The sequence below is a fragment of the Neisseria sp. HMSC03D10 genome, from assembly GCF_001807625.1.
GTDB lineage: Bacteria > Pseudomonadota > Gammaproteobacteria > Burkholderiales > Neisseriaceae > Neisseria > Neisseria mucosa.
Genome location: NZ_KV789511.1, coordinates 6,428 through 31,170 on the forward strand (window position 1 = coordinate 6,428; position 24,743 = coordinate 31,170).

Here is a 24,743-nt window from a genome sequence, read left to right on the forward strand (position 1 = left end):
TGTCCTGATTTAAATTTAATCCACTATAAAGCCGCTGTCGGAGCATGGATTCTGTTTTCAGACGACCTTTAACGCTTCTTCCGCCCGCAGCAGGGCGGTCTGCTCGTCGGCTTCGACGATGTAGTTCACGCCCAGCGCGGGGGCGAGTTTGGATGATTGTTCGCGGAAGAATTGCAGTTGCGCCGCGTCGGGTTCGATGAGGAGCATGGCGGCGCAGCGTTCGGCGAGTTGCGGCCGGTGTACCTTTATCCATTCGATGTAGGTTTTGCGGTCGGCAATGCGCTGTTCGTCGCTCACCTGCCGCCGCATGGGGGTGCAGACGGTGGCGAAGCGGCGGTTTTGGTTTAACAGGGTTTCGAATTCGGCCAGCCAGTCGGCAAAGTCGGCGACGTGGGTCAGGTCGGTCAGGTAGATGGTGCCTTCGGGCATGGTTTTGGCGGGGGTGAAGTAATGCATGGGATTCCTTTGGATGTTGGGGAAGCAGGGTAGGTCAATAGTTGGACATTTATGCTTGGCTTTTTATTAGATTTCTTGTGCCGTCATTAGCTTACGCAAGTCCGCTTCGCTACCCCCGCGCAGGCGGGAATCCAGACCCATCCGCACAGAAACTTATCGGATAAAGAAGTGTCTTCGAGTCTCCATTCTGGATTCCCGCCTGCGCGGGGGTAGCGAAGCGGACTTGCGTAAGCTAATGACGGCAGTCGGTTGTTACGGCCGTTTCAGACGACCTTCGTTATTCCAGTAACCGTAGGTAGGGCATTGATGCCCGATCTACGTTTTTTCAGACGACCTCTATCATTTCAGCACCGCCTAAAACTTCCATTCCGCGCTCACGCCGACGCTTCTGGGGCGTTGGTAGAGCGCGTCTTGGCGGTCGGCGCTGGAAATGAATATGGGTCGGCGGCGGTTGAACACGTTGTCGGCGTAGAGCGAGATGCGGCCTTGTTTGAAGTTGTAGGCGGTGTAGAGGTTGACTTGGTTGTACGCGCCGATTTTGCCCGATTCGGCATTGTCGGCGGCGGAGTAGTAGCCGCCGTAGAAGCGTACGTCGCCGCCGGCTTCCCAACCTTTGTCGTTCAGGTATTTCACGCCGATGTTGGCGGTGTATTTGGGCGCGCGGCCGAGTTTGTTGCCTTCGATGCCGCTGTCGGGATAGCTTTTGATTTTGGTGTTGAGCAGCCCCAGTCCGGTGGTGAGTTTCAGGCTGTCGGTCGCCTGCCAGTCGGCGGCAAGTTCCGCGCCGTAGGTGTGGACTTTTTTGGCATTGCGGATGACGACGGAGTTGGTGCCGAGATAGAAGGGGAGCTGCATGTCGCGGTAGTGGTTCAGGAACAGGTTGCCGGAGAGTTGCAGGCGGCGGTCTGCGCTGCGCCAGCGGGTGTACCACTCGTAGTTGTTCACATATTCGGGTTCATAAGTGTAGGTTACGACGGGGCGGCCGAAGGTAATGCCCGCGCCGCCGGGGTTGTAGCCGCGCGCGGCTTTGATGCCGCTGACCCATTGGTCGGTGGGTTTGAAGGCGATATCGATTTTGGGCAGGAAGACGGTCTGGCCTTTGTCTAAATCGAGGTGCAGTGCGCCGCTGCCGCCGCTTCGTTTGTGCGTTTCTTTTTCAAGGCGGGCGGCGGCTGTGATGTCCCATTTTTCGCTGGGGCTGTATGTGGTTTCGGCAAACAGGGCGCGCACGCTGTTGCGGTCGTCAAAGGTGTTGCGGCCGCCGACGCTACGGATATCCACCCATTCGTCTTGTTTGCTGCGGAAGTAGTGCAGTCCGGCAAGGCCTTTCAGACGACCTTTGTTTGAAAAATGCAATACCGGTTCCCATTGCAGTTCGCGGCCTTTGAGTTCGGCGGGAACGCCTTGCGGGCTGACGGTCATCGGCAGGTGCAGCCGCTCGTTGTGGTAGCGGCCGTAAACCAGTTTGTTTTCCAGTTTCAGATAGTCGTTAAGCTGCCACGATACGTCCCAGATGCCCGATGTCGAGCCGGTTACGAACACGGGTTTTTCTTTTAAAAAACGGCGGCTGGCGGTGTTGCCCATGATTTCGTTTTGCGGCGCGCGCGAACGGATGTGGTTCAGTGTCAGGCGGCTGTAAAAATCGGGATGGTTTTCGGGCGTGAGCAGGAGTTTGAAGCGCACGTTGGTGTTTTCCAAGCGGCGCGGGTTGCCGGTCGGTTCGTAGGACACGAACGGCTCGTAGCTTTCGCGCTGCTGCCGCTCCGCGCTCAAGCGGAAGGCAAGGTTGTTTTTCACAATCGGGCCGGACACTACGCCGGCGATGTTGCGCGTTTTCTGGTTGCCCAAACCCAAGCGCAGCGCGCCTTCCCATTCGTCGGTCGGGTCTTTGGAGCGCATCACCACCGCGCCAGCCACCGCGTTCTGCCCGCGCACATGGCTTTGCGGCCCACGCAAGACTTCCACCTGCTGCATGTCCCACAGAGACTGCGTGCCGAAGGCGAATTCGTTGTAAGTGGCGGAGCGGCCGTCTATGGACAGGTTCAGGCGCGGCCGCGTGCCCGCGAAAAACGCCACCGCACCGACGGCAGGACCGGAGCCGTCCACGCCGCGCACGGTCGGCAAATCGTTGCCGCTGCCCAAGTCCACCGTGTTCACAGTCTGTTTGAGCAGGTCGGTGGCGGAAAGGTTGTGGCCGCTGCGGTCGATGTTCGGCGTGGAGAAAACGCGGTTGGACGTGGCGGTTTCAAAGCCGCTGCGGTTGGTGCGTTCGCCGGTAACGACGACTTCTTCCAACTGCACTTGTTCCGCGTCTTGCGCCGCATCGGCGGCATAAATCCATTCGGAGGCAAAGGCAGCGGCAAGCAGCAGCGGCAGGCGGCGGAGGGTAGGTTTCTGCATTTCCTTATCCTTTCAGACGACATACGTCGGAGCGGATTGAACATCAGGCAATCCAACCGCTCCGTCAGTATGCAAATATTTGTTGTTTACACATTTACATAAAACAAACTATTAATGTAAAGTATAAGAAACAAAAAACAGGAATGCAAGTGTTTATCATTCACTTTACTTCCCCCTTTTTACAGTGAACCATCTCAAAACAATTCCCTCTCCCATTCGGCGGGAAAAGGTTTGGGAGGGCAATTCCGCGGCCTTTATGAATTTGGTTTGCTAAGCATTCGACAGCCCCCTCATTCGTAGGGCGTAGCGGAGGGACAAGGAAAGAGGTCGTCTGAAACGCCGCCATATTGCCATTGCCGCCGTGGGGAAATATGATGAGTATCCGACTTGCGGATAACTTTAATGAAACCCTTTATGAACAAAATCAAAACCTTTCTACCGTCATGACCGCCAGCAAACAACAAACCATTGCCGACACCGCCCGCCGCCTGTTCCGCGAACACGGCTTTTCCGCCGTATCCGTGGGCAGAATCTGCGCCGAGGCCGGCGTCAGCCGCGTTACCTTTTACAAACATTACAGCGGCAAAAACGCGCTCTTGCAGGAAATTGTTACCGAGCAGAAAAACCGCATCCGTGCTGAATTTGAGGCGCTGCTCGCACGGCAATGCAGCCTGCGCGAAGCTGCCGAAGCCGTATTCGCCTTGCAAAAACAATCGTTTGAAGAACTCTATTCCGCCGCCTTCCTGCGCGACATCGAAGAGAACACCGATTTGGAGCTGGAGCGGTTTTTCCACGAATTGAACGAAGAAAAATACGCCTTTATGCGCGGTTTCTTCCACACCCTGCAACAACGCCGCCTGATCCAGCCCGATTTGCCGGTGGAACTCATCGACCTGTTCATACGTCAGGCGGATATATTGATGCGCCATCCGCAACTGGCCGCGCTTTATGCCGCTGCGCCGCAAAAGCTGCCGCAGGACGTATTGGGATTGCTGCTGCACGGCTTGGCGGGAGAAGATGATGAACGCCTGGGATGATTGATCCGTGGGTAGCCGAAAGAGGTTTATCGTGTTTGACAAAACGTCGTCTGAAAACGGATTGCCCGTTTTCAGACGACGTTTCGGATGTTTGCCATATCAAAAATTACAGTAACTCGGAGTCGGGATAAGCAGCAGGCTAATTACCAGCCGATAAAGAGTTTTCTCAAATATCTACGGTTTGTGGGGAAATAGGTAATATACCGTCAAACCTGTGATGAAAGGATGGCTGAAATATAGTGGATTAAATTTAAATCAGGACAAGGTAACGAAGCCGCAGACAGTACAGATAGTACGGCAAGGCGAGGCAACGCCGTACTGGTTTAAAGGTTAATCCACTATAACTTATGTTATTGCAAAGGCCTCATCCTGTTTTTATTTTTCCCGTTAAACAGAAACGTCGTCTGAAACCGAAAATTAGGTTTCAGACGACGTTTGCGCTCAGGCTTCCTCTAAAAATCCGGTTTGCCTCAGCTTAGCCGATGATATTGGAAGCGCTCAACCAAGCTGCCTGACTGTCGTCAAATTTGGCGAACACGGTATTGCTGCTTGCACCGGCCGCTCGGTAGGCGAGGGTTTGAGATACAGAGTCGAAGACGAGGTAAGAACGGCCGGTGTCGTAATAATAAGGATTTTTGACGAACAGTTCCGACCAGCTCACATTTGCCTCGCTGCCGCTTAGCAGGGAACGCATACCGGACAGATCAAGCTTGTCCATATAAGGGTTGAAGTCGGTAATACGATCTATGCTGCCGTCGCGGATGTCTGAGGCGGAGAAAGCGACGGTATCTTTACCTGCACCTGTAACGATGGTATCGCTGCCCGAACCGCCTGTGAGGTAGTCGTTGCCGTCGCCGCCGTGGAGGTAATCGATCCCGTCTCCTCCATTCAGCCTGTCATCTCCGTCGCCGCCGTAGAGATAGTCGTTTCCGCTGCCGCCTGACAACAGGTCGTCTCCACTCATGCCGTAAAGGGTATCATTGCCGCCCTCACCGTTTAATTGGTTGTGGCCGCTGTTGCCGGTAATGGTATTGTCGCCGTAATTGCCGATGCCGAAAGTGTTGTTGCTGCCGGTCAGGGTCAGGTGTTCGACGTAGGTTGGGATTGTGTAGGAAACACTACTATATATCGTATCGACACCTTCTCCCCACCACTCAGTAACTGTATCTTTGACATTATCTACATGGTAGATATCATTCCCGTACCCACCAGACATGGTATCTGCACCGCTGCCTCCGTCCAAAGTATCATTGCCACTGCCACCATCAAGCAGGTCGTTACCTTCGTCGCCGCGAAGAATGTCGTCTCCGTTACCGCCGTATAGGAAATCTCTATCATCCCCTCCCATCAGCAGGTCGTTGCCTTCGTTGCCGTATAGCGTATCGCTGCCGCGTCCTCCGCTTAATCGGTTATTGCCGCTGTTTCCCGTCAGAATATTATCGGCGTTGTTGCCGAATGCGAAGGTATTGTCGTTGCCTGTTAGCGTTAGGTTTTCAACGTGGGTTGGCGCGGTATAGGTAACACTGCTATAAATCGTGTCGATACCGCCGTTCGTTTCCTCAATAACCGTATCGTTTACATTATCAACATGATAGGCATCATTTCCCAAGCCGCCGGCCATAGTGTCTGCACCGCTGCCGCCGTCTAAAGTGTCGTTGCCATAGCCTCCGTCGAGCAGGTCGTTGCCTGCATCGCCGCGCAGGATGTCATCACCTTGTCCGCCGTAAAGTTCGTCGCGATCATCACCACCCATTAATAGGTCGTTACCTTCCATGCCATAGAGCGTGTCGCTACCTCGCCCGCCACTCAAGCGATTGTTGCCGCTGTTGCCGATAAGGCTGTTATCGGCATTGTTGCCAAAGCCGAAGATATTGTCTTTACCTTCTAAAATCAGTTTTTCAACGTGGGTTGGCGCGGTATAGGTAACACTGCTGTATATCGTATCGTAGCCTGCATCTGCGTCTTCGACGACTGTATCTTTTATATTATCTACATAGAAAGTATCGTTTCCCTTTCCTCCGAGCATGGTGTCCATACCCGTACCGCCATATAAGATATCTTCCCCGTCATCCCCAGATAGAAAATCGTTTCCGCTTCCACCATTCAGAACGTCGTTGCCACCTAGTCCGCCAAGTCGGTCATCACCATCGTCGCCCCATAGATAATCGTTGCCATTTCCGCCAAGCATCAGATCATTGCCGCCTTTGCCATATAGACGGTTGCCGTTGGAATTGCCCGATATAACATTGTCTGCATCATTGCCGATACCTAACATACTGTTGCCCTGCAACTTCAGATCTTCGACATGTTCTGGTAAGGTAAAGTCGGTGCTGCTATAGATTAGATCGCGGCCTTCGTTTTCACGCTCGATGATGGTATCGCCCGCATTTTTACTGTAGTAAGTATCGTTCCCTAAACCACCGTAGAATATGGTATGTCCCGTACTACCATATAAAGTATCATTACGGTCCGTACCGGTAATAACGACGGATTGGTTGTTTTTTAAAGAAAGCAATGTATCAGCCATAATAGTTCTCCTGTGGAAAAATGGATGGGAAGAGTGAATAATAAATTTATATCTATTTGACATTAAATAGATTTTTTCTTATATGGCATGATGTCGATTGTATCGGGGAAAACAATAATGTAGAAGATATAGTAATTTAAGATATTGTTTAATATGTTAATTTAAAATTAGAAATAATTAGGTGTATGGATAATAGGGAAAGTAAAACAGAAAAGGTCGTCTGAAAACTGTTTTTCAGACGACCTTTTTACCGTTTTATCACTCAAGAAAGCGACGGATTACTCCCGTACCTGCCCGTCGCCCAACACGATCCATTTCTGCGAAGTCAGCCCGTGCAGGCCGACAGGGCCGCGGATGTGGATTTTGTCGGTGGAAATGCCGATTTCCGCACCGAGGCCGTACTCGAAGCCGTCGGCGAAGCGGGTAGAGGCATTGACCATGACGCTGGCGCTGTCGACCGTGCGCAGGAAGGTGCGGGCGTCGGTGTAGGATTCGGTTACGATGCTGTCGGTGTGGTGGCTGCCGTGGGTGTTGATGTGGGCGACGGCTTCTTCGAGGCTGTCGACGATTTTGACGGAGAGGATGGGGGCGAGGTATTCGGTGTCCCAGTCTTCTTCGGAGGCCGTCTGAATGTGGGGCAGGATGGAAAGGGTACGCGGGCAGCCGCGCAGCTCGACGTCGCGGGCGGCGTATTTCTCTGCCAGTACGGGCAGGATTTCGGCGGCGCGGCTTTGGTGGACGAGCAGGGTTTCCATGGTGTTGCAGGTGCCGTAGCGCGAGGTTTTGGCGTTGAAGGCGATGTTGACGGCTTTTTCGGCGTCGGCGGCGCGGTCGATATAGACGTGGCAGATGCCGTCGAGGTGTTTGATGACGGGCACGCGGGCTTCGGCGGCGATGCGGGAAACCAACGATTTGCCGCCGCGAGGGATGACGACGTCGATAAACTCGGGGCTTTGCAGCATGGCGCCGACGCTTTCGCGGTCGGTGTTTTCAATCAGGCTGACGGCCGCTGCGGGCAGGCCGTTTTCAACTAACGCCTGCGTAATCAGTTTGGAAAGCGCCATATTGCTGTTGAAGGCTTCGCTGCCGCCGCGCAGGACGCAGGCGTTGCCGGACTTGAGGCAGAGGGCGGCGGCATCGACGGTTACGTTGGGTCGGGATTCGTAAATGATGCCGACCACGCCCAAAGGTACGCGCATTTTACCGATTTGCAGGCCGTTTTCGCGGGTGCGGAATTCGTCCATTTCACCGACGGGGTCGGGCAGGGCGGCAATCTGGCGCAAACCTTCGCACATGGCATCTATGGTTTTTTCGCTCAGCCGAAGGCGGTCGAGCAGAGCGTCATTCAAACCTTTTTGCGCGGCTTGTTCCATATCTTGAGCGTTGGCGGCGAGGATGGCGGTTTGATGGTGTTTGATGAGTTCGGCGGCGCGCAGGAGCGCGGCGTTTTTTTGTGCGGTCTCGGCGGCAGCGACAATATAGGAAGCCTGCTTGGCGGCGGACGCGGTGCGGCGGACGTAGTCTTGGATGTTTTGCATGGTGTCTCTGCGGGGAAAGTGGGAATGGGTTGATGATAAGGTCGTCTGAACGGGAATTCAATACAAAACAGGGTGGAGGCGGCTAACTTGCGGTTTGTTTCACGGCAGTATGGGGTTTCGAGGTCAATGGTGGAAAGGTCGTCTGAAAATTTGAAAGTAGGAATGATGATAGTGGATAAACACTGTATCGGGAATGGGTAGATTTCGTGGGCAAAGCCCACGCTACTTCTGTCTGAAAAGATAGGGTGAATGAAAATAAGAAGTCTCTATGCCGTCATTCCCGCGCCGGCGGGAATCCAGACCTTGATTTTTAGGAATGTTTAAAGATGGGTACGGCTTCAAAACTCTGGATTCCCGTCTGCGCGGGAATGACGGCATGGGTATTGCCATTTATTTTAATCTGTTTTGGAAAGCAGGTTTCAGACGACCTTTGACCGTATTTACTCAGATTCCGTTTCCGCCAATTCCTCCGCTGCTTTTTGAACCATGTCCGGCGTGAGTTTGTTCAGACAGTCGGTGTGTCCCAGCGGGCATTCGCGTTTGAAGCAGGGCGAGCATTCGAGGTGCAGGCTGACGATTTTTGCTTTTGGGCTCAAGGGCGGGGTGTGGTCGGGGCTGGACGAACCGTAGGCGGCAACGAGTTTGCGGTCGAGAGCGGCGGCGAGATGCATCAGGCCGCTGTCGTTGCAGACGACGGTGTCGGCGCAGGAAAGCAGGTCAATCGCTTCGGAAAGGTTGGTTTTGCCGCAAAGGTTGGTGCAGAGGTTATCTGAAAGTCGGTTGATTTCTTCGGCGATGTCGAAATCTTTTTGCGAGCCGAACAGCCAAACCTGCCAGCCTTCCGTTAAATAGCGGCGACCGAGTTCGGCAAAATGGCGCGCGGGCCAGCGTTTGGCGGGGCCGTATTCCGCGCCCGGACAGAAGGCGAGAACGGGTTTGTTCGTGTTTAAGCCGTATTTGGCAAGGGCGGCGGCGCGGCTTTCGGGGGAAATGGTGAAACGCGGGTTATCGGAATGTCCGTTGAAGTCCGCCTGCGTCGGATGGGCGAGGGCGGTGTAGCGGTCGACCATCAGGGGCAGGGCGGCTTTGTCAAGTTTGCGGATGTCGTTCAATAAAAAATAACGCGATTCGCCGACGTAGCCGGTGCGCTGTTTGATGCCGGTGGCGAAGGCGATGAGGGCGGATTTGAGCGAACCGGGCAGGACGATAACTTGGTCGTAACCTTGTTTACCCAGTTCGCGCCCGATGCGCCAGCGTTTTTTCAGTTCCAACGCGCCGTGTCCGAACGGGTTTTCGATGACGCGGCTGATTTCGGGCATACGCTCGAACACCGCCATCGACCATTTGGGTGCGAATGCGTCTATGGTGCAGCCGGGATGGAGTTCGTGCAGGCGGCGGTAAAGCGGCTGGGTCATGACGCAGTCGCCGATCCAGCTCGGGGTGATGATGAGGATTTTTTTGGACATGGTGGTAGGGTAGGTTTGTATTGCGCGATATTGTAGCCGATTTAAAAAGGTCGTCTGAAAAACATTTTCAGACGACCTTTTTGCATTGTGGCGATTAATGCCAACGGCTGTCGTTTTCGCACGGAATACCGTCATGATCACCGTCCATTTTGGTGTTTGGGCAGTTTTTGATAAAAAATTCCGCCTCTTCCAAAGAGTTCATTTGGGAACAGTGCTGACGACCGTCGCATTTGAATGCAGTGGTAGTGTCGGTGGTGGCAGCGGAGCCGGTTGAAGCAGTTGAACCGTGTTTGAAAGCAGTACGCCCGCTTGCCGCGTCTTTCCATGCCTTGCGTTCGGCTTTCATCTTTTCGGCAACTTCGGACACCATCGTAACCGGTGCAGCCGCCGTTGTTTCCTGTACCTGACGGCGGTATTCCTGCCAATAGTTCCAGCCGAACCATCCGCCTGCGGCCAAGAGGGCAATGACGGGGATGATCCACAGGAGTTTGGAAAAGGCTGCTTTAAAAGGCTCGGGCTCGGGGGCGAAAAAGTCGGCTTCGCCGATGCAGTCGGAAGCGAAGCAGATGTTTTCCGCTTCGTCACGTCCGCGTCTGCCTTTGATGATTTCAAACGATACGCGCTGGCCTTCGGCGGGCGGGTGCGGCAGCGTGGTGAAGGCGGAGAGCGGGGCGAATATTTCCTTGCCCATGTTTTCTTCCCGGATGGCTCCGAACTTCCGGTTGTCGTTCCAGCGGATGATGGTTCCGTAATGACGCATTTTATCTATATAGAATATTTGTTGTTTAGGTCGGTATTTTAAACGAAATCTATAAATGGACAAGAGGAGGGGTTGATATTTATATGTAAATTTCGGGTTTTTAAATTAAGAAAGATATTTTTGAAAACAGGTTGTTAATATTTTTATGATTGTATGGGTGCTTTGTTGTTGCCGTGCCGGGGTCGTCTAAAAACTTGTTTTCATGTTTGGGGTAAACCCGTTTCGCTCGCTTTCAGACGACCTGTGCGATGCATCAAAGCAAAGGCTGCTGCCGCATGATGGCGCGGATGATGGTGCGGTTTGGATGCAGGGCGGTGCGCAGGCGTTGGGACAGCGGCTGGGGCATGCCGAGGATGTCGGCGGCAATGGCGGCGGCGCAGACAGGGGCGGTGGCGAGTCCGCGCGTGCCGTGGGCGGTGTTGATGTAGGCGTTCGGCAGGTAGGGGCAGGGGACGTTGTCGAGGCGGTAATTTTTGTCCAACGCGAGTTTGGCGTAGGCGGTCTGTATGGCGGCGATGTCGCCGAGCGCGCCGACGACGGGCAGGTGGTCGGGACTGTCGCAGCGCAGGGCGGCGTGTCCTTGTGGTTGTTTAAAGGGGGCGTCTGAAACCGAGCGAAGCGGGTTTTGCTCAAACAATGATTGCGCCAATGGCGGGTTGAGTTGTTGCAGGGCGGCGCGGTTGGCGGTTTCTTCGTGCGGGTGCCAAGCGTCGTCGTCGCTGTTGAGGACGAAGGTTGCGCCGTAACAGTGTTGCCCTTGCCAGCTCGGGCTGATGTAGCTTTCGCCGGATAGGGCGCAGCGCAGGCGTTTGGAAAAACCGCTTGCCGCCGCTACGCCGGTTTGCCCGCGGATTTGGCGGAAAGGCAGGGCGGAAACGTTGGCGTCGGCGGCGTTCGGGCTGTGCGCGCCCATGCAGTAGATGATATGGGTTGCGCTGAAGCTGCCGCGCGGCGTGTGTGCCGTCCAGTTTGCGCCGTCGTATTCGGCGGAGGATAAGGGCGTGTCTTCGTGCAACGCAATCAGCGGATGATTCAGCAAGGCGCGGACGACGGCGGGCGGGTTCAGCCATACGCCCTGCGGCCAGTAGAGGCCGTCTGAAAAGACGTCTATGCCTGCGATTTGCGCGGCTTCGTCGGCGGACACGCTGCGGTAAAGGTGGGTGTGATGTTGCTGCAAACCCAATGCCTGATTGCGTTTGCGTTCGGCTTCGTCGAAATTGAGGTGCAACACGCCGTCGCCGCCCCATGCGTCGGAATCGGGCAGCAGGTCTTGCAGCAGGCGGCGGGTATAGCCGTAGCCTGCCAGCAGCAGTTCGGTCTGCTCGGTGTCGTGCGGCGAGATTTTGGCGTAGAGCAGCCCTTGGCGGTTGCCGCTGCCGCCTTGCGCCGCTTTGCCCGCTTCCAAAACGGTAACGCGCACGCCGTGTTCCGCCAGTTTGCGCGCGGTCGCGGCGCCGGCTATGCCCGCGCCGATAATCAGCGCGTGTTCGGGCGGAGTGGTGGCTTGAGGTCGTCTGAACCAAGGTTTGACGGGCTTGGGCGCGGCTTGAGGTACGGCTTCGGTCTGCCATTCGATACGATCGAAATGTTCGTGCAGGCTGTCGGCGCAGTCTGGTGGGACAAGCCAGAGATGTACGTCGGGCAACAGGTTTTCCAGAAAGTTGACGCTGTTGAACTGAAGGCATTTCACGGCTTGGTCGAGGCGGGTTTTCAGACGACCTTCCAACTCGGTCGGGGCATCGGACAAAGGAAAATCGGGCATGCGGTTTTCGCTCAGACAGGCAACCAGATGCAGCGGCGCGGGACGGGTTTCGATCACGCGGGCAAGTTCGGAGGGGGCGGGCGGGGTGTTCCAAGCGAGGATGGGCATAGCGGGGTCGTCTGAAAAAAGTAGGTAAACGGGTAAAAGTATCTCAGTAATTTTTATCGTCTTTTATCATCAATTTTTAGTGTAAATGATTGATGAATCTTGTTATTCCAGCCTGCGCGAGAATGACGGGATATGCGTATTTGGGATTTGAACGGATGGTTATTAAAGGTCGTCTGAAAACTTGGCAATCGGGTTTCAGACGACCTTTGGTGTTTATACGAGCTGTTCGCCCCAGTGTAATTTTTGGCGCAGGGTTCGGAAGTATTGGTAGTCGGTGGGATGGAGGATGCGCAGGGGGTTGTGGTAGCGGCGGATGATGATGCGGTCGAGGTTTTGTACGTCGATGAAGGATTGTCCGTCGAAATGGACGCGGGCGTCGCCGCTTTGGGTAACGAGGATTTCGATTTCGGAGGTGTCGGGGATGGCGATGGGGCGGTTGGTCATGGATTGGGGGCAGATGGGCACGAGGGTGAAGGCGTGCAAGCCTGCCTGCATGATGGGGCCACCGGCAGCAAGGGAGTAGGCGGTGGAGCCGGTGGGGGTGGAGACGATGAGGCCGTCGGAGCGTTGGGTATAGACGAATTCTTGGTTGATGAAGACTTCGAACTCTATCATTTGGCCTGCACCGCCGCGCGAGAGGACGGCGTCGTTGAGGGCGAGGGCGCGGTGAAAGGTTTGTCCGTCGCGGACGAGGGCGGCTTCGATGAGGATGCGCTCTTCGGGCAGGTATTTGCCTTCGAGGACGGGCAGCAGCTCTTCGGTCATGTTTTCGCGGGGGATTTGGGTGAGGAAGCCTAAATGCCCTTGGTTGATGCCGATAACGGGTACGGCGCGGGGGGCGATTTCGCGGGCGACGGAGAGGAATGTGCCGTCGCCGCCGAGGACGATGACGAGGTCGCAGTGTTTGCCCAAGTCGGATTTGCTGACGATGTGGCAGCCGACGGTATCTTGAACATAGATGCAGCGTTCTTCTATGCCGATTTCGTCCAGATAGACGGTGAGGCCGTGTCCCTGCAGGAAGTGGATGAGGGTGTGGGCGGTGTTTTGGATTTCGGGGGTATTGGGGCGGGTTACGATACCGATGTTGTGAAACGGGCTGTTCATAGGCATGGGGTCGTCTGAAAATTAGTCTATCCAGATGTCGCGTTCGAGCCGGTCGAGGCGTTCGTTGAGGCGGGCGACGTCGTCGCGCAGTTTGTCCACTTCTTCCATCCAGGCGGACAGGGTGGCGGCGTCGATAACGGGGGATTCGGGTTCGCGGGAAAAATCGCTGATTTGCTCGGCTATGCTTTGTCCGATTTTTTTGACGGTTTGCCCGATGTTTGCGGCGCGTTCGCTGATGCTGCCTGCGAGTGAGTCTCCGAAGATGCGGGCGAGGTCGTCTGAAGCGTAGTAGCGCAGGCTGCCGAGTATGGGCAGGACGGTCATGCCGAGCATGAGGTCGCCTTCGAGGCTGATGTCGCCGACGCCGGGTTCTTGTCCGGTCAGGATTTTGCGGATGGCGCTTTGGTGGAAGGTGATGAGGGTGTCGGCGGGTTGGTCGGCGGTTTCGAGGAAGCCGTCGTGATTGATGCGTCCGGTCAGTCCGAATCCGGCGAGGTTGAGGCTCAGGGTTTTGCCTGACAGGCGGGACAGGTCTTGTTGATGTTCCGGATTTTGCTGTATCAGGTGGTTGATAACGGGAAATAGGGCGGACATAGGGTGTTCTCGATACTTTCGGGCTTGGGGTTGTTAAGTAAGACTGTGTTTTTTGGTTTTGGTTTTGCCGCTGCCGAAAGGTCGTCTGAAACGGTCGCGGAGCCGTAATTTTACAGGCTTAAGCCGTCGGCGGAAACGGTATTTACAATTTTGCCGCTGCTTGTGTCATCAGGTGCGAAATCGGGCGGCGGGAGACCGAGTTTGGCGGCCTCGGCGGTATAGAAATCGCGGCGGGTCGGGTGGCGCGGTTCGACGATGTTGCGGATGCGCCTGCCGTTTGGATGGAGGGTCGTCTGAAACATGGTTTCGACGGCGATGTCGCGGTGGACGATATTGACGGGCTGGTTGCCGCCCGGGATGTTTTGCTTTTGAACAAGGCGGCTGACGGGATGGCGTTCGGCGCAATAAAGCCCGCCCAGCCGCAGGATGTCGATATTCGGAACGCCGCTGTCGAGCAGGTATTGCTCGGCAGCAAGGATTTGGCGGGCGGACTCGGTTTGCGGGTCGGGAGTTGCAGTTTCGTCACATTCCCGCGCTTTATCGCCGTAAACGCTGGTGCTGCTGGTGAAAATCAGGTGTTGCACGTTACACGCTCGGGCAAGTTCTGCCCATTGTTTGACGGTGTCGGCGTAATGCGTCAGCGAGGATGGCGGCAAGAGGCAGAACCAAACGGGTTTGTCGGCGTGGTGCCGCCAAAAGCTTGTATCGTGGGCAAGGTTCGTGCTTTGAAACACGCTGTCTTGATTGAGGTTGATGGTGTCGAGATGTATGGGCAGATTAATATCGTCCGAAGTCAGGCTGCGTTTGACGGCGGCGACGCTGCTGCCGTTTTCGTAGAGTTTCTGCGCCAAAGGGCGGCCGAGGTAGCCTAGGCCTAAGATGGATGCGTCGGGGGAAGTATTCATGATTTTGATGGTTTAGATATAGTCTTTTACGTTCGGGCTTCTGCCGAACACGGCTTCGTGCGATTGGCGGATACAGAGCCGGTTGAACATGACGCGTTGGGTTTGGTCGCCGTCGATAATCTTCACTTTGCCTTGCAGTTTCGGCGCGTCATGATGGAAAGTATTTTTAAAATCGTGCCAGCGTGCGGCTTGCAGATGGACGACGGCAAACATATCGTGGGAAATATTGACGCCGATGCTGATGAGTTCGGACGATGCCTGAATGCAGAAACCGCTGTCGCCGAAGAGGCACAGCCCCGTATCGTCGGGATAGCGGAACAGCTCGATTTTCACGGCTTGAGGTTCGGCAAAAACGGCGCAGAACAACCGCTCAAACAGCGACGGTTGTGAAACGCCTTCGCTCAACATGCCATACAGCCCTGAGAGCCAGTTGACATAGCCGAGAAAGGAAAAATGGAAATCCTGCATGATGGATTCGATGCGTTTCGGATCGCGGCGGCTGATGAGGCTGACGAACTCGAATCCCGCTTCGGGGAGCCGTGAACGCAGGATTTGAAGCAGGCGGTAGGCAAACGGGTTTTGATGGTTGCGGGGATTGCGCAAAATGCCGAGGAATTTGAGCCGCAGCACGCGCCACAGCGCATCGGGGACTTTGACTGAATCGGTCTGATTCAAACACGTTCTGCTCGTTTTAGCGAAACTCGCTTCGCTCGTTTTCAGACGACATCCGGGTAACGCACGCAAGTGTTCGCAGGCATCTTCGTAGCCGCTTTCGTGGCGGTTGAACCAGCTTTCGAGGTTGTATTGGTTGCCGGTGTTTTCAACGAAAGTCAGCGTGTAGAGGTTTTTCGCCGCCAGATTGCCGATGATGTTGACGCTTGCCGCTTCGGGCGGGGCGGCCGGTTTGGCGGCGTGTTTGCGTTTTTTCCTTTCATCATGCGGCTGATGGGGATGAGTGCCAAACAAGGATAGGGGTAGCCGGTAAACATTTTGGTTTTGTGGGCTGACTTGGGGATTGTGCGCATGCTGCCGTTGCTCGGTTTGGGCGATATAGTGGTGTTCCTTGGTCGGATTCGCCGTCAAAAGCGCATAGGGCTTACTGCTGCCTTCGGGGAGCGGCTGGTCGCCTAGGATGAAAACTTGTCGGGTCATGGCTTGGGAAAGGTCGTCTGAATGTGCCGATTATAGTTTATCGGGGCGAAAGTATTCAAAATCCCTGCAATAGATTGGAACGCAGGTTTTATAGCCGATTGAAATAAAAGGGCTGTCATTCCCGTCCGTGTTTATTCAGGGACGGGAGAAGGCATTAATTGTTTTGGTTTGAATTGGCTGGATTGAGTTTTCAGACGACCTAAAACCGGTTTTTCAATTCCCGCAGCGCCGCGAACACTTCCAAACCGTTGTTCAATCGCTTCCCTGCCAATTCCTCAACCCGTTCGCGGACTTGGGGCAAATCGACCCGTAAAAACGGATTGATTTTGCGTTCATGCGCAAGGGTTACGGGCAGGGTCGGCGTATCTTCCGCCGCGCGCAAAGCCGCTTGAATATCGGGATTTTCCGGTTCGATAAATTCGGCGAAACGCAGATTAGAGGCGGTGTATTCGTGCGCGGGATAAAACAGCGTGTCTTCGGGCAACTGATTGAATCTTTGGAAACTGTCGTACAACTCTTCTATCGTTCCCGTAAACACCCTGCCACAGCCGGCGGAGAATAAGGTATCGCCGCAGAAAACGTGCAGACCTTCGGCGTTTTCCAAAAGATAGCTGACGTGGCGGTCGGTATGGCCGGGCGTCGCCCACACGGTAACCAGCCCGTCGCCAAAAGGAAACTGCGTACCCGCCGTAACCGTATGCGTTGCCACATCGATATCCGCTTCGCCGTACACGGGCGATTCCATAAAGCCGTTTTTGAGAGATTGAACTCCGCCGATGTGGTCATGATGCAGATGGGTAATCCACGTTTGCGCCAGCATCAGGCGGTTGCGGACAAGGAATACCAAAACGGGCGTGGCATCGGACGGATCGACGCAGGCCGCGTGATTGCCGTCTTGAATCATCCAAATGTAGTTGTCGTTTAGGGCTTGGACGGGGGTGATGTTCATAATGTGGTTTCCTCACTTGGAAATAGCGGATTTTAGCTGATGATGAAAAGGTCGTCTGAAAATCTTGAGCAAGTTTTTCAGACGACCTTTTGTATGAACGGATAAAAATAGCGGCAGAGGGTTCGGATTATTTTTGATCTATGTGTTCATATCCGGGGCAATCTGCATTGCTTGCCCAAAAGATACCGTCGCTGTCGAGATAGACGGAGCAGGTCTCTTTGCTTTTGTATCCGTCATTCGGCTTGGCTTCGAGCAGGAAGCCCGAGGCGGACGGATTCTTTTTCTCTTCTGGGGTGTTTTGATACTTGAAAAACTGGATGGTGAAGTATTCGTTTTGAACCAGGTCTGTTGCCGGGAACTTCTCAAACGTACGGTTTTGCGCGTAGAAGCGTTCGAGATTATGGGCATTGATCAGGAGCTCGGAACGGACGTTCTCCAAGCGGCTTTTACGGATAAAGCGTTCGTAGGAAGGATAGGAGAGGGTGGCCAGGATGGCGAGGATGACGATGACGATGAGCAGCTCGACCAGCGTGAAGCCTTTTTGTAATGTGTTTTTCATGATATGTCGTAATTTTTATTGTATGGGCGGGAATTCAGACTGCAATTATAGTTCTTTTCTCCCATTTTGAATGTTTGGATAAATTTCAGGATTGGGAAAATATGTAAATGCGTTGCAATATCTTGGAAATGGTTTTTTATAAAATGATTATAAAACAATTCATTATGATTTTATTTGATTTGCCGTTGACTTGGCTGGAGTAAAGGCTTGCAGTAAAATCCGCCCGTTTTCAGCGTTTTCGGCGCGTTTTCGGCGGATAAGTGTTGGGATTATGCGACATGAATCGGGTGCCGGATTGAACAGATGAAATGGATGAATCAGAAAGTCAGTTATGGCAAAGATTATTAATAAATGGACGGTTGGAATAACGGTTGCTGCGGTGCTTGGATTTGCTGCTTGGTCTTATTTCCAGCCCGAACCTCAAACTTCTTACATCACGGAAACGGTCAAACGCGGCGACATCAGCCAGACGGTATCCGCCACGGGCGAGATTTCGCCGTCGAATCTGGTGTCGGTGGGCGCGCAGGCTTCGGGGCAGATTAAGAAGCTGTACGTCAAGCTCGGGCAGCAGGTTAAAAAGGGCGATTTGATTGCGGAAATCAATTCGACCACTCAGGTGAACACGCTGAATACGGAAAAATCCAAGCTGGAAACGTATCAGGCGAAATTGGTTTCTGCCGAAATTGCGTTGAACAGCGCGGAGAAGAAATACAAGCGCGAAGCGGCTTTGTGGAAGGAAAACGCGACGTCTAAAGAGGATTTGGAAAGCGCGAAGGATGCGTTGGCTGCGGCTAAGGCAAACGTTGCCGAGCTGAAGGCTTCCATCAAGCAAACCAAAATTTCCATCAATACCGCCGAATCGGAATTGGGCTATACCCGCATTACCGCGACGATGGACGGTACGGTGGTGGCGATTCCGGTGGAAGAAGGGCAGACGGTGAACGCGGTACAGTCCACGCCGACGATTATCCAGTTGGCGAATCTGGATACGATGTTGAACAAAATGCAGATTGCCGAAGGCGATATTACCAAGGTTAAAGCGGGGCAGGATATTTCGTTTACGATTCTGTCCGAACCGGATACGCCGATTAAGGCGAAGCTTGACAGCGTCGACCCGGGCTTGACCACGATGTCGCTGGGCAGCTACACCACCAGCACGGACACGACTTCCAATGCGATTTACTACTACGCCCGCGCTTTGGTGCCTAACCCCGACGGTAAACTTTCCATCGGTATGACCACGCAGAATACGATTGAAATCAACAGCGTGAAAAACGTTTTGCTCGTGCCGACGCTGACGATTAAAAAACACGACGGCAAATCGTTTGTCAGCGTTTTGGGCGCGGACGGTAAAGCTTCGGAACGCGAGATTACGGTCGGTCTGAAAGACAGTATGAACACCGAAGTGAAAAGCGGTTTGAAAGAAGGCGACAAGGTGGTGATGTCGGAAATGAGCGCGGCGGAGCAGGCTGAAGCGGCGCAACGCGCCATGCAGGGCGGTCCGCCGAGATAAATAGGCAATAGGTCGTCTGAAAGTTTTGTTTCTGAGCAAAATCCCGCTTTCAGACGACCTTTCCACTCCATACATCATTATCGGTCGGAAACACTTATGAGCTTAATCGAATGTAAAAACATCAACCGCTACTTCGGCAGCGGCGCGAACCGCGTTCATGTGTTGAAAGATGTCAGCCTGTCGATAGAGAAGGGCGATTTCGTCGCCATCATCGGGCAGTCCGGTTCGGGCAAATCCACGCTGATGAACATCCTCGGCTGCTTGGATAGCGCGACTTCGGGTTCGTATCAAATCGACGGCATCGAAACCGCCAAAATGGAGCCGGACGAACTGGCGGCATTGCGGCGCGAACGCTTCGGCTTTATTTTCCAACGCTACAACCTTTTGGGTTCGCTGACGGCGCGGGACAACGTCGCCCTGCCTGCCGTGTATATGGGCATGGGCGGTAAAGAGCGTTCTAATCGTGCGGAGAAGCTGTTGCAGGATTTGGGTTTGGAAGGCAAAGAAGGCAACAAGCCCAGCGAACTTTCCGGCGGTCAGCAGCAACGCGTCTCCATCGCCCGCGCCCTGATGAACGGCGGCGAAATCATCTTCGCCGACGAACCGACCGGCGCGCTCGATACCGCCAGCGGCAAAAACGTAATCGAAATCATCCAAAAGCTGCATAAAGAAGGGCATACCGTGATTATGGTTACACACGATCCCGGTATCGCCGCCATCGCCAACCGCATCATCGAAATCCGCGACGGCGAAATCATTTCCGACAGTTCAAAAAATCCCGAAATCCCCGAAAGCAAAATAGAACGCATCAAAGAAAAATCTTCGTGGCTGTTTTATTACGACCAATTTGTCGAAGCCTTCAAAATGTCGGTGCAGGCGATTATGGCGCACAAAATGCGCTCGCTCCTGACCATGCTCGGCATCATCATCGGCATCGCCTCGGTCGTGTCCGTCGTCGCTTTGGGCAACGGTTCTGAGAAAAAAATCCTCGCAGACATCAGCGCGATGGGGACGAACACCATCAGCATCTTCCCCGGGCGCGGCTTCGGCGACAGGCGCAGCGGCAGGATTAAAACCCTGACCATTGACGACGCCAAAGTCATCGCCAAGCAAAGCTACGTCGCTTCCGCCACGCCGCAAACCACCTCCGGCGGCACGCTGACTTACCGCAACACCGATTTGTCCGCCTCGCTTTACGGCGTGGGCGAACAATATTTCGACGTGCGCGGACTGAAGCTGGAATCAGGCCGCCTGTTTGACGAGGGCGATGTAAAAGAAGACTCGCAAGTCGTCGTGATCGACCAAAACACCAAAGAAAAACTCTTTGGCACAGATGTCAATCCCTTGGGCAAAACCGTCCTCTTCAACAAACGCCCGCTGACCGTCATCGGCGTGATGCAAAAAGAAGAAAACTCCTTCGGCAACGCCGACGTATTGATGCTCTGGTCGCCCTATACGACCGTGATGCACCAAATCACCGGCGAGAGCCACACCAATTCCATTACCGTCAAAATCAAAGACGACGCCAATACCCAAGTCGCCGAAAAAGGGCTGACCGAGCTGCTCAAAACGCGGCATGGTACGGAAGACTTTTTCATGAACAACAGTGACAGTATCAAGCAGATGGTTGAAAGCACCACCGGCACGATGAAGCTGCTGATTTCCTCCATCGCCTTGATTTCGTTGGTGGTCGGCGGTATCGGCGTGATGAACATCATGCTGGTGTCCGTAACCGAGCGCACCAAAGAAATCGGCGTGCGCATGGCGATTGGCGCGCGGCGCAACAACATCCTGCAACAATTCCTGATTGAAGCGGTCTTAATCTGTATCATCGGCGGCTTGGTCGGGGTAGGGCTGTCCACTGCCATCAGCCTCGTGTTCAACCAATTCGTCACCGAATTTCCGATGGAAATTTCCATCGGCTCCGTCATCGGCGCGGTTGTCTGTTCCACCGCCATCGGCGTAGCGTTCGGTTTTATGCCCGCCAACAAAGCCTCCAAGCTCAATCCGATTGATGCTTTGTCTAAAGATTAAGTTTTCAGACGACCTCCAAACCCCAAAGGTCGTCTGAAAACCCCGTTTGGCTATTGTCATCACAATGAACATACACACACCGAGGAAAACCGAATGATTACCCTGCATGTATTGGCACAGTCCCGCGCCCTGCGTATCGTCTGGCTGCTCGAACTTATCGGCGCACCGTATCAAATCAAAGCCTACGCGCGCCATCCCGAAACCCTGCTTGCACCCGACGAACTCAAAGCCGTACACCCGCTGGGCAAATCCCCCGTTATCGACGACGACGGATTCGTGCTCAACGAAAGCGGCGCGATTACCGACTACCTGATTCAAACCTACGGCGGCGGACGCTTCATGCCCGAACGTGGCAGCCAAGATTACTGGCATTATCAACGCTGGCTGCACTATGCCGAAGGTTCGCTGATGCCCTTGCTTTTGCTCGGGCTGGTGTTCCGCAAAATAGAAAACGCCTCCATGCCGTTTTTCGTCAAACCCGTCGCACGCAAAATCAGCGACAACGTCAAAAACGGCTTTATCGAACCGCAAGCCGCCCTGCATCTTACCTATGTCGAAAACGAATTAAACGGCAAAGACTGGCTGGTCGACAACCGGCTCAGCGGCGCCGACATCATGATGAGTTACCCGCTGCAAGCCGCCGCCGACCGCTTCGGATTGGCGGACTATCCCAACATCCGCGCCTATTTGCAGCGCATCGAAAACGACCCCGCCTATCAAACGGCGGTACAGAAAGCAGGCGGCCCGCTGCTGCGTTTGGATAAATAAGGTCGTCTGAAAAAGCAAAAGTCGGGTCAGAACCCGACGCAATACCGAACACACGATTCACACAATACATTGCGAAAACAGCCCGAAGGTCGTCCGAATCCGCAACATATAGTAGATTAACTAAATCAGGACAAGGCGAGGCAACGCCGTACTGGTTTAAAGGTTAATCCACTATAATTCAGACGACCCCTCCCGAAACAGGCATCTTCAGCCTTCAATACAAGGAAACCTATGGACGTTTACGCAACATACACAGCCTATCCGCAAAGCGGCATCGAACAAATCAAAGCCTCCTCCGGCACGCCTGCCGCCGTATCCGAATGCAGCGCAGGCAAACTATGGGACGCGCTGCATTTCGTCCTGACCGGCAAAGGCTCGGACGATGCCGACGCGGCAAACCCGTTGAGCAAAGCCATGATTGGCAACATCCTGCGGCAGGACGAAGAAGCGGGCTAACACACCGGCTGGATCGACGATACCGAAACCGCCGAAGTAGCCCAAGCCCTGAACCAAGCTGACTTCGCCGCGCTGCTCGACGGTAAAGCCGCAGCAGATTTTCAAAACAACCAAATCTACCCCGATATTTGGGGCGACGAAAAAGCCTTTGCCGAAACCCGCGCGGAATTGGCGCAGCGGTTTAAAGAACTTGCCGCGTTCTACCAAGCCGCCGCCGAACAGCATTGCGGCGTCGTGGTCAGGATTTCATGATTTCAGACGACCTTTTTGAATGGGAAGAGGTCGTCTGAAAAAAAGTAAGTCGGATACTTGTATCCGACATAAATTCAAATAAGAAATGCCTTTGCCATCATTACCGACTGCGCGGGAATGACGGCAGCGAAAGTAGCGCGGGCTTCGCCCGCGAAAACAAGTTTATCCATCCGATTGCAGGTTTTCAGACGACCTACAAACCAAAGGCTGAAACATGAACCCCGATAAAGTACAACGAAGCAAGCTGAACACGCTGACCGACCTGCCCAATGTCGGCAAAGCCGTGGCGGAGGATTTGGTTTTGCTCGGTATCACACAGCCGCAGGATTTGGCGGGTCAGGACGCTTACGAAATGTACGACCGCCTGTGCAGCCTGACCACAACCCGACACGATCCCTGCATGATCGACATTTTCCTGTCGCTGGTTGATTTTATGCAGGGGAACGAACCGAAGCCGTGGTGGCATTTTACGGAACAGCGAAAAGCGGTTTTAGCCGATAAATAAACGCAGCCGATGAGATTGTTCAGACGACCTCGCTACCTTTCAGGTCGTCTGAAACCTTAAACCGAAAGACACAACATGCAGACAAAACCTTTTTTTCAGACGGCATTATCCCTGTCGCTCGCCCTTACCTTAAGCGCGTGCGCCATCCACAGCGCCGACCAAAACCTCACGCTTGAATCGACAGGGCAGGTGATGAGCGCGGCGGAGGCCGCCGAACGCTACGACGTAAACGGCAACTGGTGGGAAATCTACCAAAGCCCGCAGCTCAACGCCCTGATGGCGCAGGCTCTAGAAAACAATATCGATTTGAAACAGGCGGCCATCAGCGTCAATAAAGCCCTGTATCAGGCGAATATTTTGGGGGCAGATTTGGTGCCGTCGTTCAGCGGCTCGTTGAGTGCGTCCACATCCAAAAACCTGAAAACCGGCAGCCATGGCAACACCTTCAGCAGCCAGCTCGGTTTGAGCTACGAATTGGATTTGTGGCGCAAACTCAGTGCCACCGCCGACGCGCAAGTATGGGAATACCAAGCCACACAGCAGGATATGGCAAACACGCGCCTGACTTTGATCAACAATGTCGCCGATGCCTATTTCAACATCGCCTACCTCAACGAAGCCATTGAATTGGCGCAAAAATCCCTCAAGCAATATCAGGAAATCAACCGCATTGCCGAAGCCAAGTTCCGCTATGGCAGAGCCGATTCCAGCCAGCCGACGCAGGCGAAACAATCGCTCTTGAGCGCGCAAAACAACCTGATTTCCCTGAAAAACAGCCTCGACACGCAAAAACAGGTTTTACGCAACCTGCTCAACCTCAAACCGAACGAAGCCATCGCCGCCGACCCCATGCAATACCGACTGCTGCCCGTCAAAGGCGTGAACCTCGACGTACCGATTACCGTGTTGGCGAACCGCCCCGACCTGCGCGCCGCCGAATACCGCCTGCAATCCTCGCTCCAGTCCGTCAAAGCGCAAAAACGCAGTTGGTATCCCTCGATTACATTGGGCGCGAGCTTGAGCACGTCGTCTGAAAAAGCCAAAAGCGCGTTCAATATCCCGCTGCTGGGCGGCTCCGCCACCATCAACCTGCCGTTCCTCAACTGGCAGACCATGAAGTGGAAAGACAAAACCGCCCAAGCCAATTTCGACAGCGCCAAACTCGACTTTGAAAAAGCCCTGACCACCGCGCTGAACGAAGTCAATACCAACTACCTCGCCTACCAAAACGCCCAAGCCGCGCTTAACAATCAAGAGCAGCGTTACGCCTTGGACAAGAAAAACAGCCGCTACTACCAAGTGCGCTACCAACACGGCAAAAACGAGCTGAAAGACTGGCTCGAAGCGCTGAACACGGAATACAGCTCCGCCCAAAACGTGTTGAACCAGCGGTACGAGACACTGAAATACGAAAACATGGTGTATAAAGCGATGGAGGGACGTTACACGCCGAAGTAGGAATGAACAATTTAAAAATGCCGCCTGAAAAGTCAGACGGCATTTTTAATTTTGTTAATCAAATTCATCGAAGATGATGTAGCCGGTTCTTTATTTGACTGACCTGATGTACAAGAAATACTTACTTTAAAACCACGGCAAATGGCTAATTACGGCGGATTTAAGCATTGGTTCTTTTTGATTTTTCCGCACACCGCAAAGAGCAACAGTCTCAGTAGTTTTGTTGGTGCTTTTTTTGAGGCATTGTGCCATGCACCAACAAAAGCACCGACATTTTTATGCAGATTCGGGTAGATTTGTGTAAACGGGAAAAGACGAGAAACGGGGAACAATAAAATGTAATACTGAATAAAATTATTTATATACAAATGGTTGTATATAAAAGTAGGGCGGAGATACAAGCAAGCAGCGGGCGTTTTCGGCGGCTTGGCGGGCTTCTA

Annotated in this window: 19 protein-coding genes and 1 pseudogene; 7 read left to right on the forward strand and 13 right to left on the reverse strand. The window is 53.9% G+C overall.

What is annotated here, in order from left to right:
- Positions 1-57 precede the first annotated feature (57 nt).
- On the reverse strand, positions 58-456 hold the full coding sequence (locus HMPREF3066_RS03115; protein WP_070440377.1) for an extensin: 399 nt from the start codon (positions 454-456) through the stop codon (positions 58-60).
- 354 nt (positions 457-810) lie between these two features.
- Complete coding sequence (locus HMPREF3066_RS03120) at positions 811-2,856, reverse strand: TonB-dependent receptor (protein ID WP_070440380.1); 2,046 nt, start codon at positions 2,854-2,856, stop codon at positions 811-813.
- 443 nt (positions 2,857-3,299) lie between these two features.
- Between HMPREF3066_RS03120 and HMPREF3066_RS03125 the strand changes: the two genes are divergently transcribed.
- Entirely contained in the window at positions 3,300-3,893 is a 594-nt protein-coding gene (locus tag HMPREF3066_RS03125) for a TetR/AcrR family transcriptional regulator (RefSeq protein ID WP_070440428.1), read from the forward strand.
- Between the two features lie 475 nt (positions 3,894-4,368).
- Here the strand turns inward: HMPREF3066_RS03125 and HMPREF3066_RS03130 are convergent, their stop codons facing one another.
- The 11 genes from HMPREF3066_RS03130 to HMPREF3066_RS03180 all read right to left on the reverse strand — a co-directional run bounded on the left by HMPREF3066_RS03130 (position 4,369) and on the right by HMPREF3066_RS03180 (position 17,317).
- Complete coding sequence (locus HMPREF3066_RS03130; protein ID WP_070440382.1) at positions 4,369-6,420, reverse strand: calcium-binding protein; 2,052 nt, start codon at positions 6,418-6,420, stop codon at positions 4,369-4,371.
- A gap of 278 nt (positions 6,421-6,698) precedes the next feature.
- Complete coding sequence (locus HMPREF3066_RS03135; RefSeq protein WP_070440384.1) at positions 6,699-7,958, reverse strand: glutamate-5-semialdehyde dehydrogenase; 1,260 nt, start codon at positions 7,956-7,958, stop codon at positions 6,699-6,701.
- Positions 7,959-8,398: 440 nt separating this feature from the next.
- A complete protein-coding gene (waaF, locus tag HMPREF3066_RS03140; protein ID WP_070440386.1) occupies positions 8,399-9,424 on the reverse strand; it encodes a lipopolysaccharide heptosyltransferase II in 1,026 nt (341 codons plus the stop codon).
- 94 nt (positions 9,425-9,518) lie between these two features.
- Positions 9,519-10,184 carry an excalibur calcium-binding domain-containing protein gene (locus HMPREF3066_RS03145; protein WP_039407587.1) on the reverse strand — a complete coding sequence of 222 codons (666 nt, stop codon included), beginning with the start codon at positions 10,182-10,184 and terminating at the stop codon, positions 9,519-9,521.
- Positions 10,185-10,437: 253 nt separating this feature from the next.
- Entirely contained in the window at positions 10,438-12,054 is a 1,617-nt protein-coding gene (gene mnmC1, locus HMPREF3066_RS03150) for an FAD-dependent 5-carboxymethylaminomethyl-2-thiouridine(34) oxidoreductase MnmC1 (protein ID WP_070440388.1), read from the reverse strand.
- Between the two features lie 213 nt (positions 12,055-12,267).
- Positions 12,268-13,158, reverse strand: a complete 891-nt coding sequence (locus tag HMPREF3066_RS03155; RefSeq protein ID WP_039407581.1) for an NAD(+) kinase — start codon at positions 13,156-13,158, stop codon at positions 12,268-12,270.
- 21 nt (positions 13,159-13,179) lie between these two features.
- Positions 13,180-13,752, reverse strand: coding sequence for a ubiquinone biosynthesis accessory factor UbiJ (locus HMPREF3066_RS03160; RefSeq protein WP_003756986.1), 573 nt, complete (start codon positions 13,750-13,752; stop codon positions 13,180-13,182).
- A 110-nt stretch (positions 13,753-13,862) separates the two neighbouring features.
- Positions 13,863-14,657 (reverse strand): SDR family oxidoreductase, encoded by a 795-nt coding sequence (locus HMPREF3066_RS03165; RefSeq protein WP_070440390.1) that lies wholly within the window; start codon positions 14,655-14,657, stop codon positions 13,863-13,865.
- Positions 14,658-14,669: 12 nt separating this feature from the next.
- Positions 14,670-15,809, reverse strand: coding sequence for a hypothetical protein (locus tag HMPREF3066_RS03170; protein WP_070440392.1), 1,140 nt, complete (start codon positions 15,807-15,809; stop codon positions 14,670-14,672).
- Between the two features lie 199 nt (positions 15,810-16,008).
- Positions 16,009-16,758 (reverse strand): hydroxyacylglutathione hydrolase, encoded by a 750-nt coding sequence (gene gloB, locus HMPREF3066_RS03175; protein ID WP_070440393.1) that lies wholly within the window; start codon positions 16,756-16,758, stop codon positions 16,009-16,011.
- A gap of 127 nt (positions 16,759-16,885) precedes the next feature.
- On the reverse strand, positions 16,886-17,317 hold the full coding sequence (locus tag HMPREF3066_RS03180; RefSeq protein WP_070440395.1) for a type IV pilin protein: 432 nt from the start codon (positions 17,315-17,317) through the stop codon (positions 16,886-16,888).
- 331 nt (positions 17,318-17,648) lie between these two features.
- On the opposite strand from HMPREF3066_RS03180, the gene HMPREF3066_RS03185 reads away from it, so the two are divergent.
- From HMPREF3066_RS03185 to HMPREF3066_RS03210, 6 genes and pseudogenes are all read left to right on the forward strand, one after another.
- Positions 17,649-18,830, forward strand: a complete 1,182-nt coding sequence (locus HMPREF3066_RS03185; RefSeq protein WP_039407568.1) for an efflux RND transporter periplasmic adaptor subunit — start codon at positions 17,649-17,651, stop codon at positions 18,828-18,830.
- A 96-nt stretch (positions 18,831-18,926) separates the two neighbouring features.
- Complete coding sequence (locus HMPREF3066_RS03190) at positions 18,927-20,864, forward strand: MacB family efflux pump subunit (RefSeq protein WP_070440396.1); 1,938 nt, start codon at positions 18,927-18,929, stop codon at positions 20,862-20,864.
- Between the two features lie 93 nt (positions 20,865-20,957).
- A complete protein-coding gene (locus HMPREF3066_RS03195; RefSeq protein WP_070440398.1) occupies positions 20,958-21,632 on the forward strand; it encodes a glutathione S-transferase family protein in 675 nt (224 codons plus the stop codon).
- 231 nt (positions 21,633-21,863) lie between these two features.
- Positions 21,864-22,340: pseudogene (locus HMPREF3066_RS12070) on the forward strand (DUF1877 family protein).
- A gap of 214 nt (positions 22,341-22,554) precedes the next feature.
- The gene (locus HMPREF3066_RS03205; RefSeq protein ID WP_070440401.1) at positions 22,555-22,845 is read left to right on the forward strand and encodes a helix-hairpin-helix domain-containing protein; all 291 of its coding nucleotides are present in this window, start codon (positions 22,555-22,557) and stop codon (positions 22,843-22,845) included.
- A 75-nt stretch (positions 22,846-22,920) separates the two neighbouring features.
- On the forward strand, positions 22,921-24,303 hold the full coding sequence (locus HMPREF3066_RS03210) for a TolC family protein (protein WP_070440402.1): 1,383 nt from the start codon (positions 22,921-22,923) through the stop codon (positions 24,301-24,303).
- Positions 24,304-24,743 lie beyond the last annotated feature (440 nt).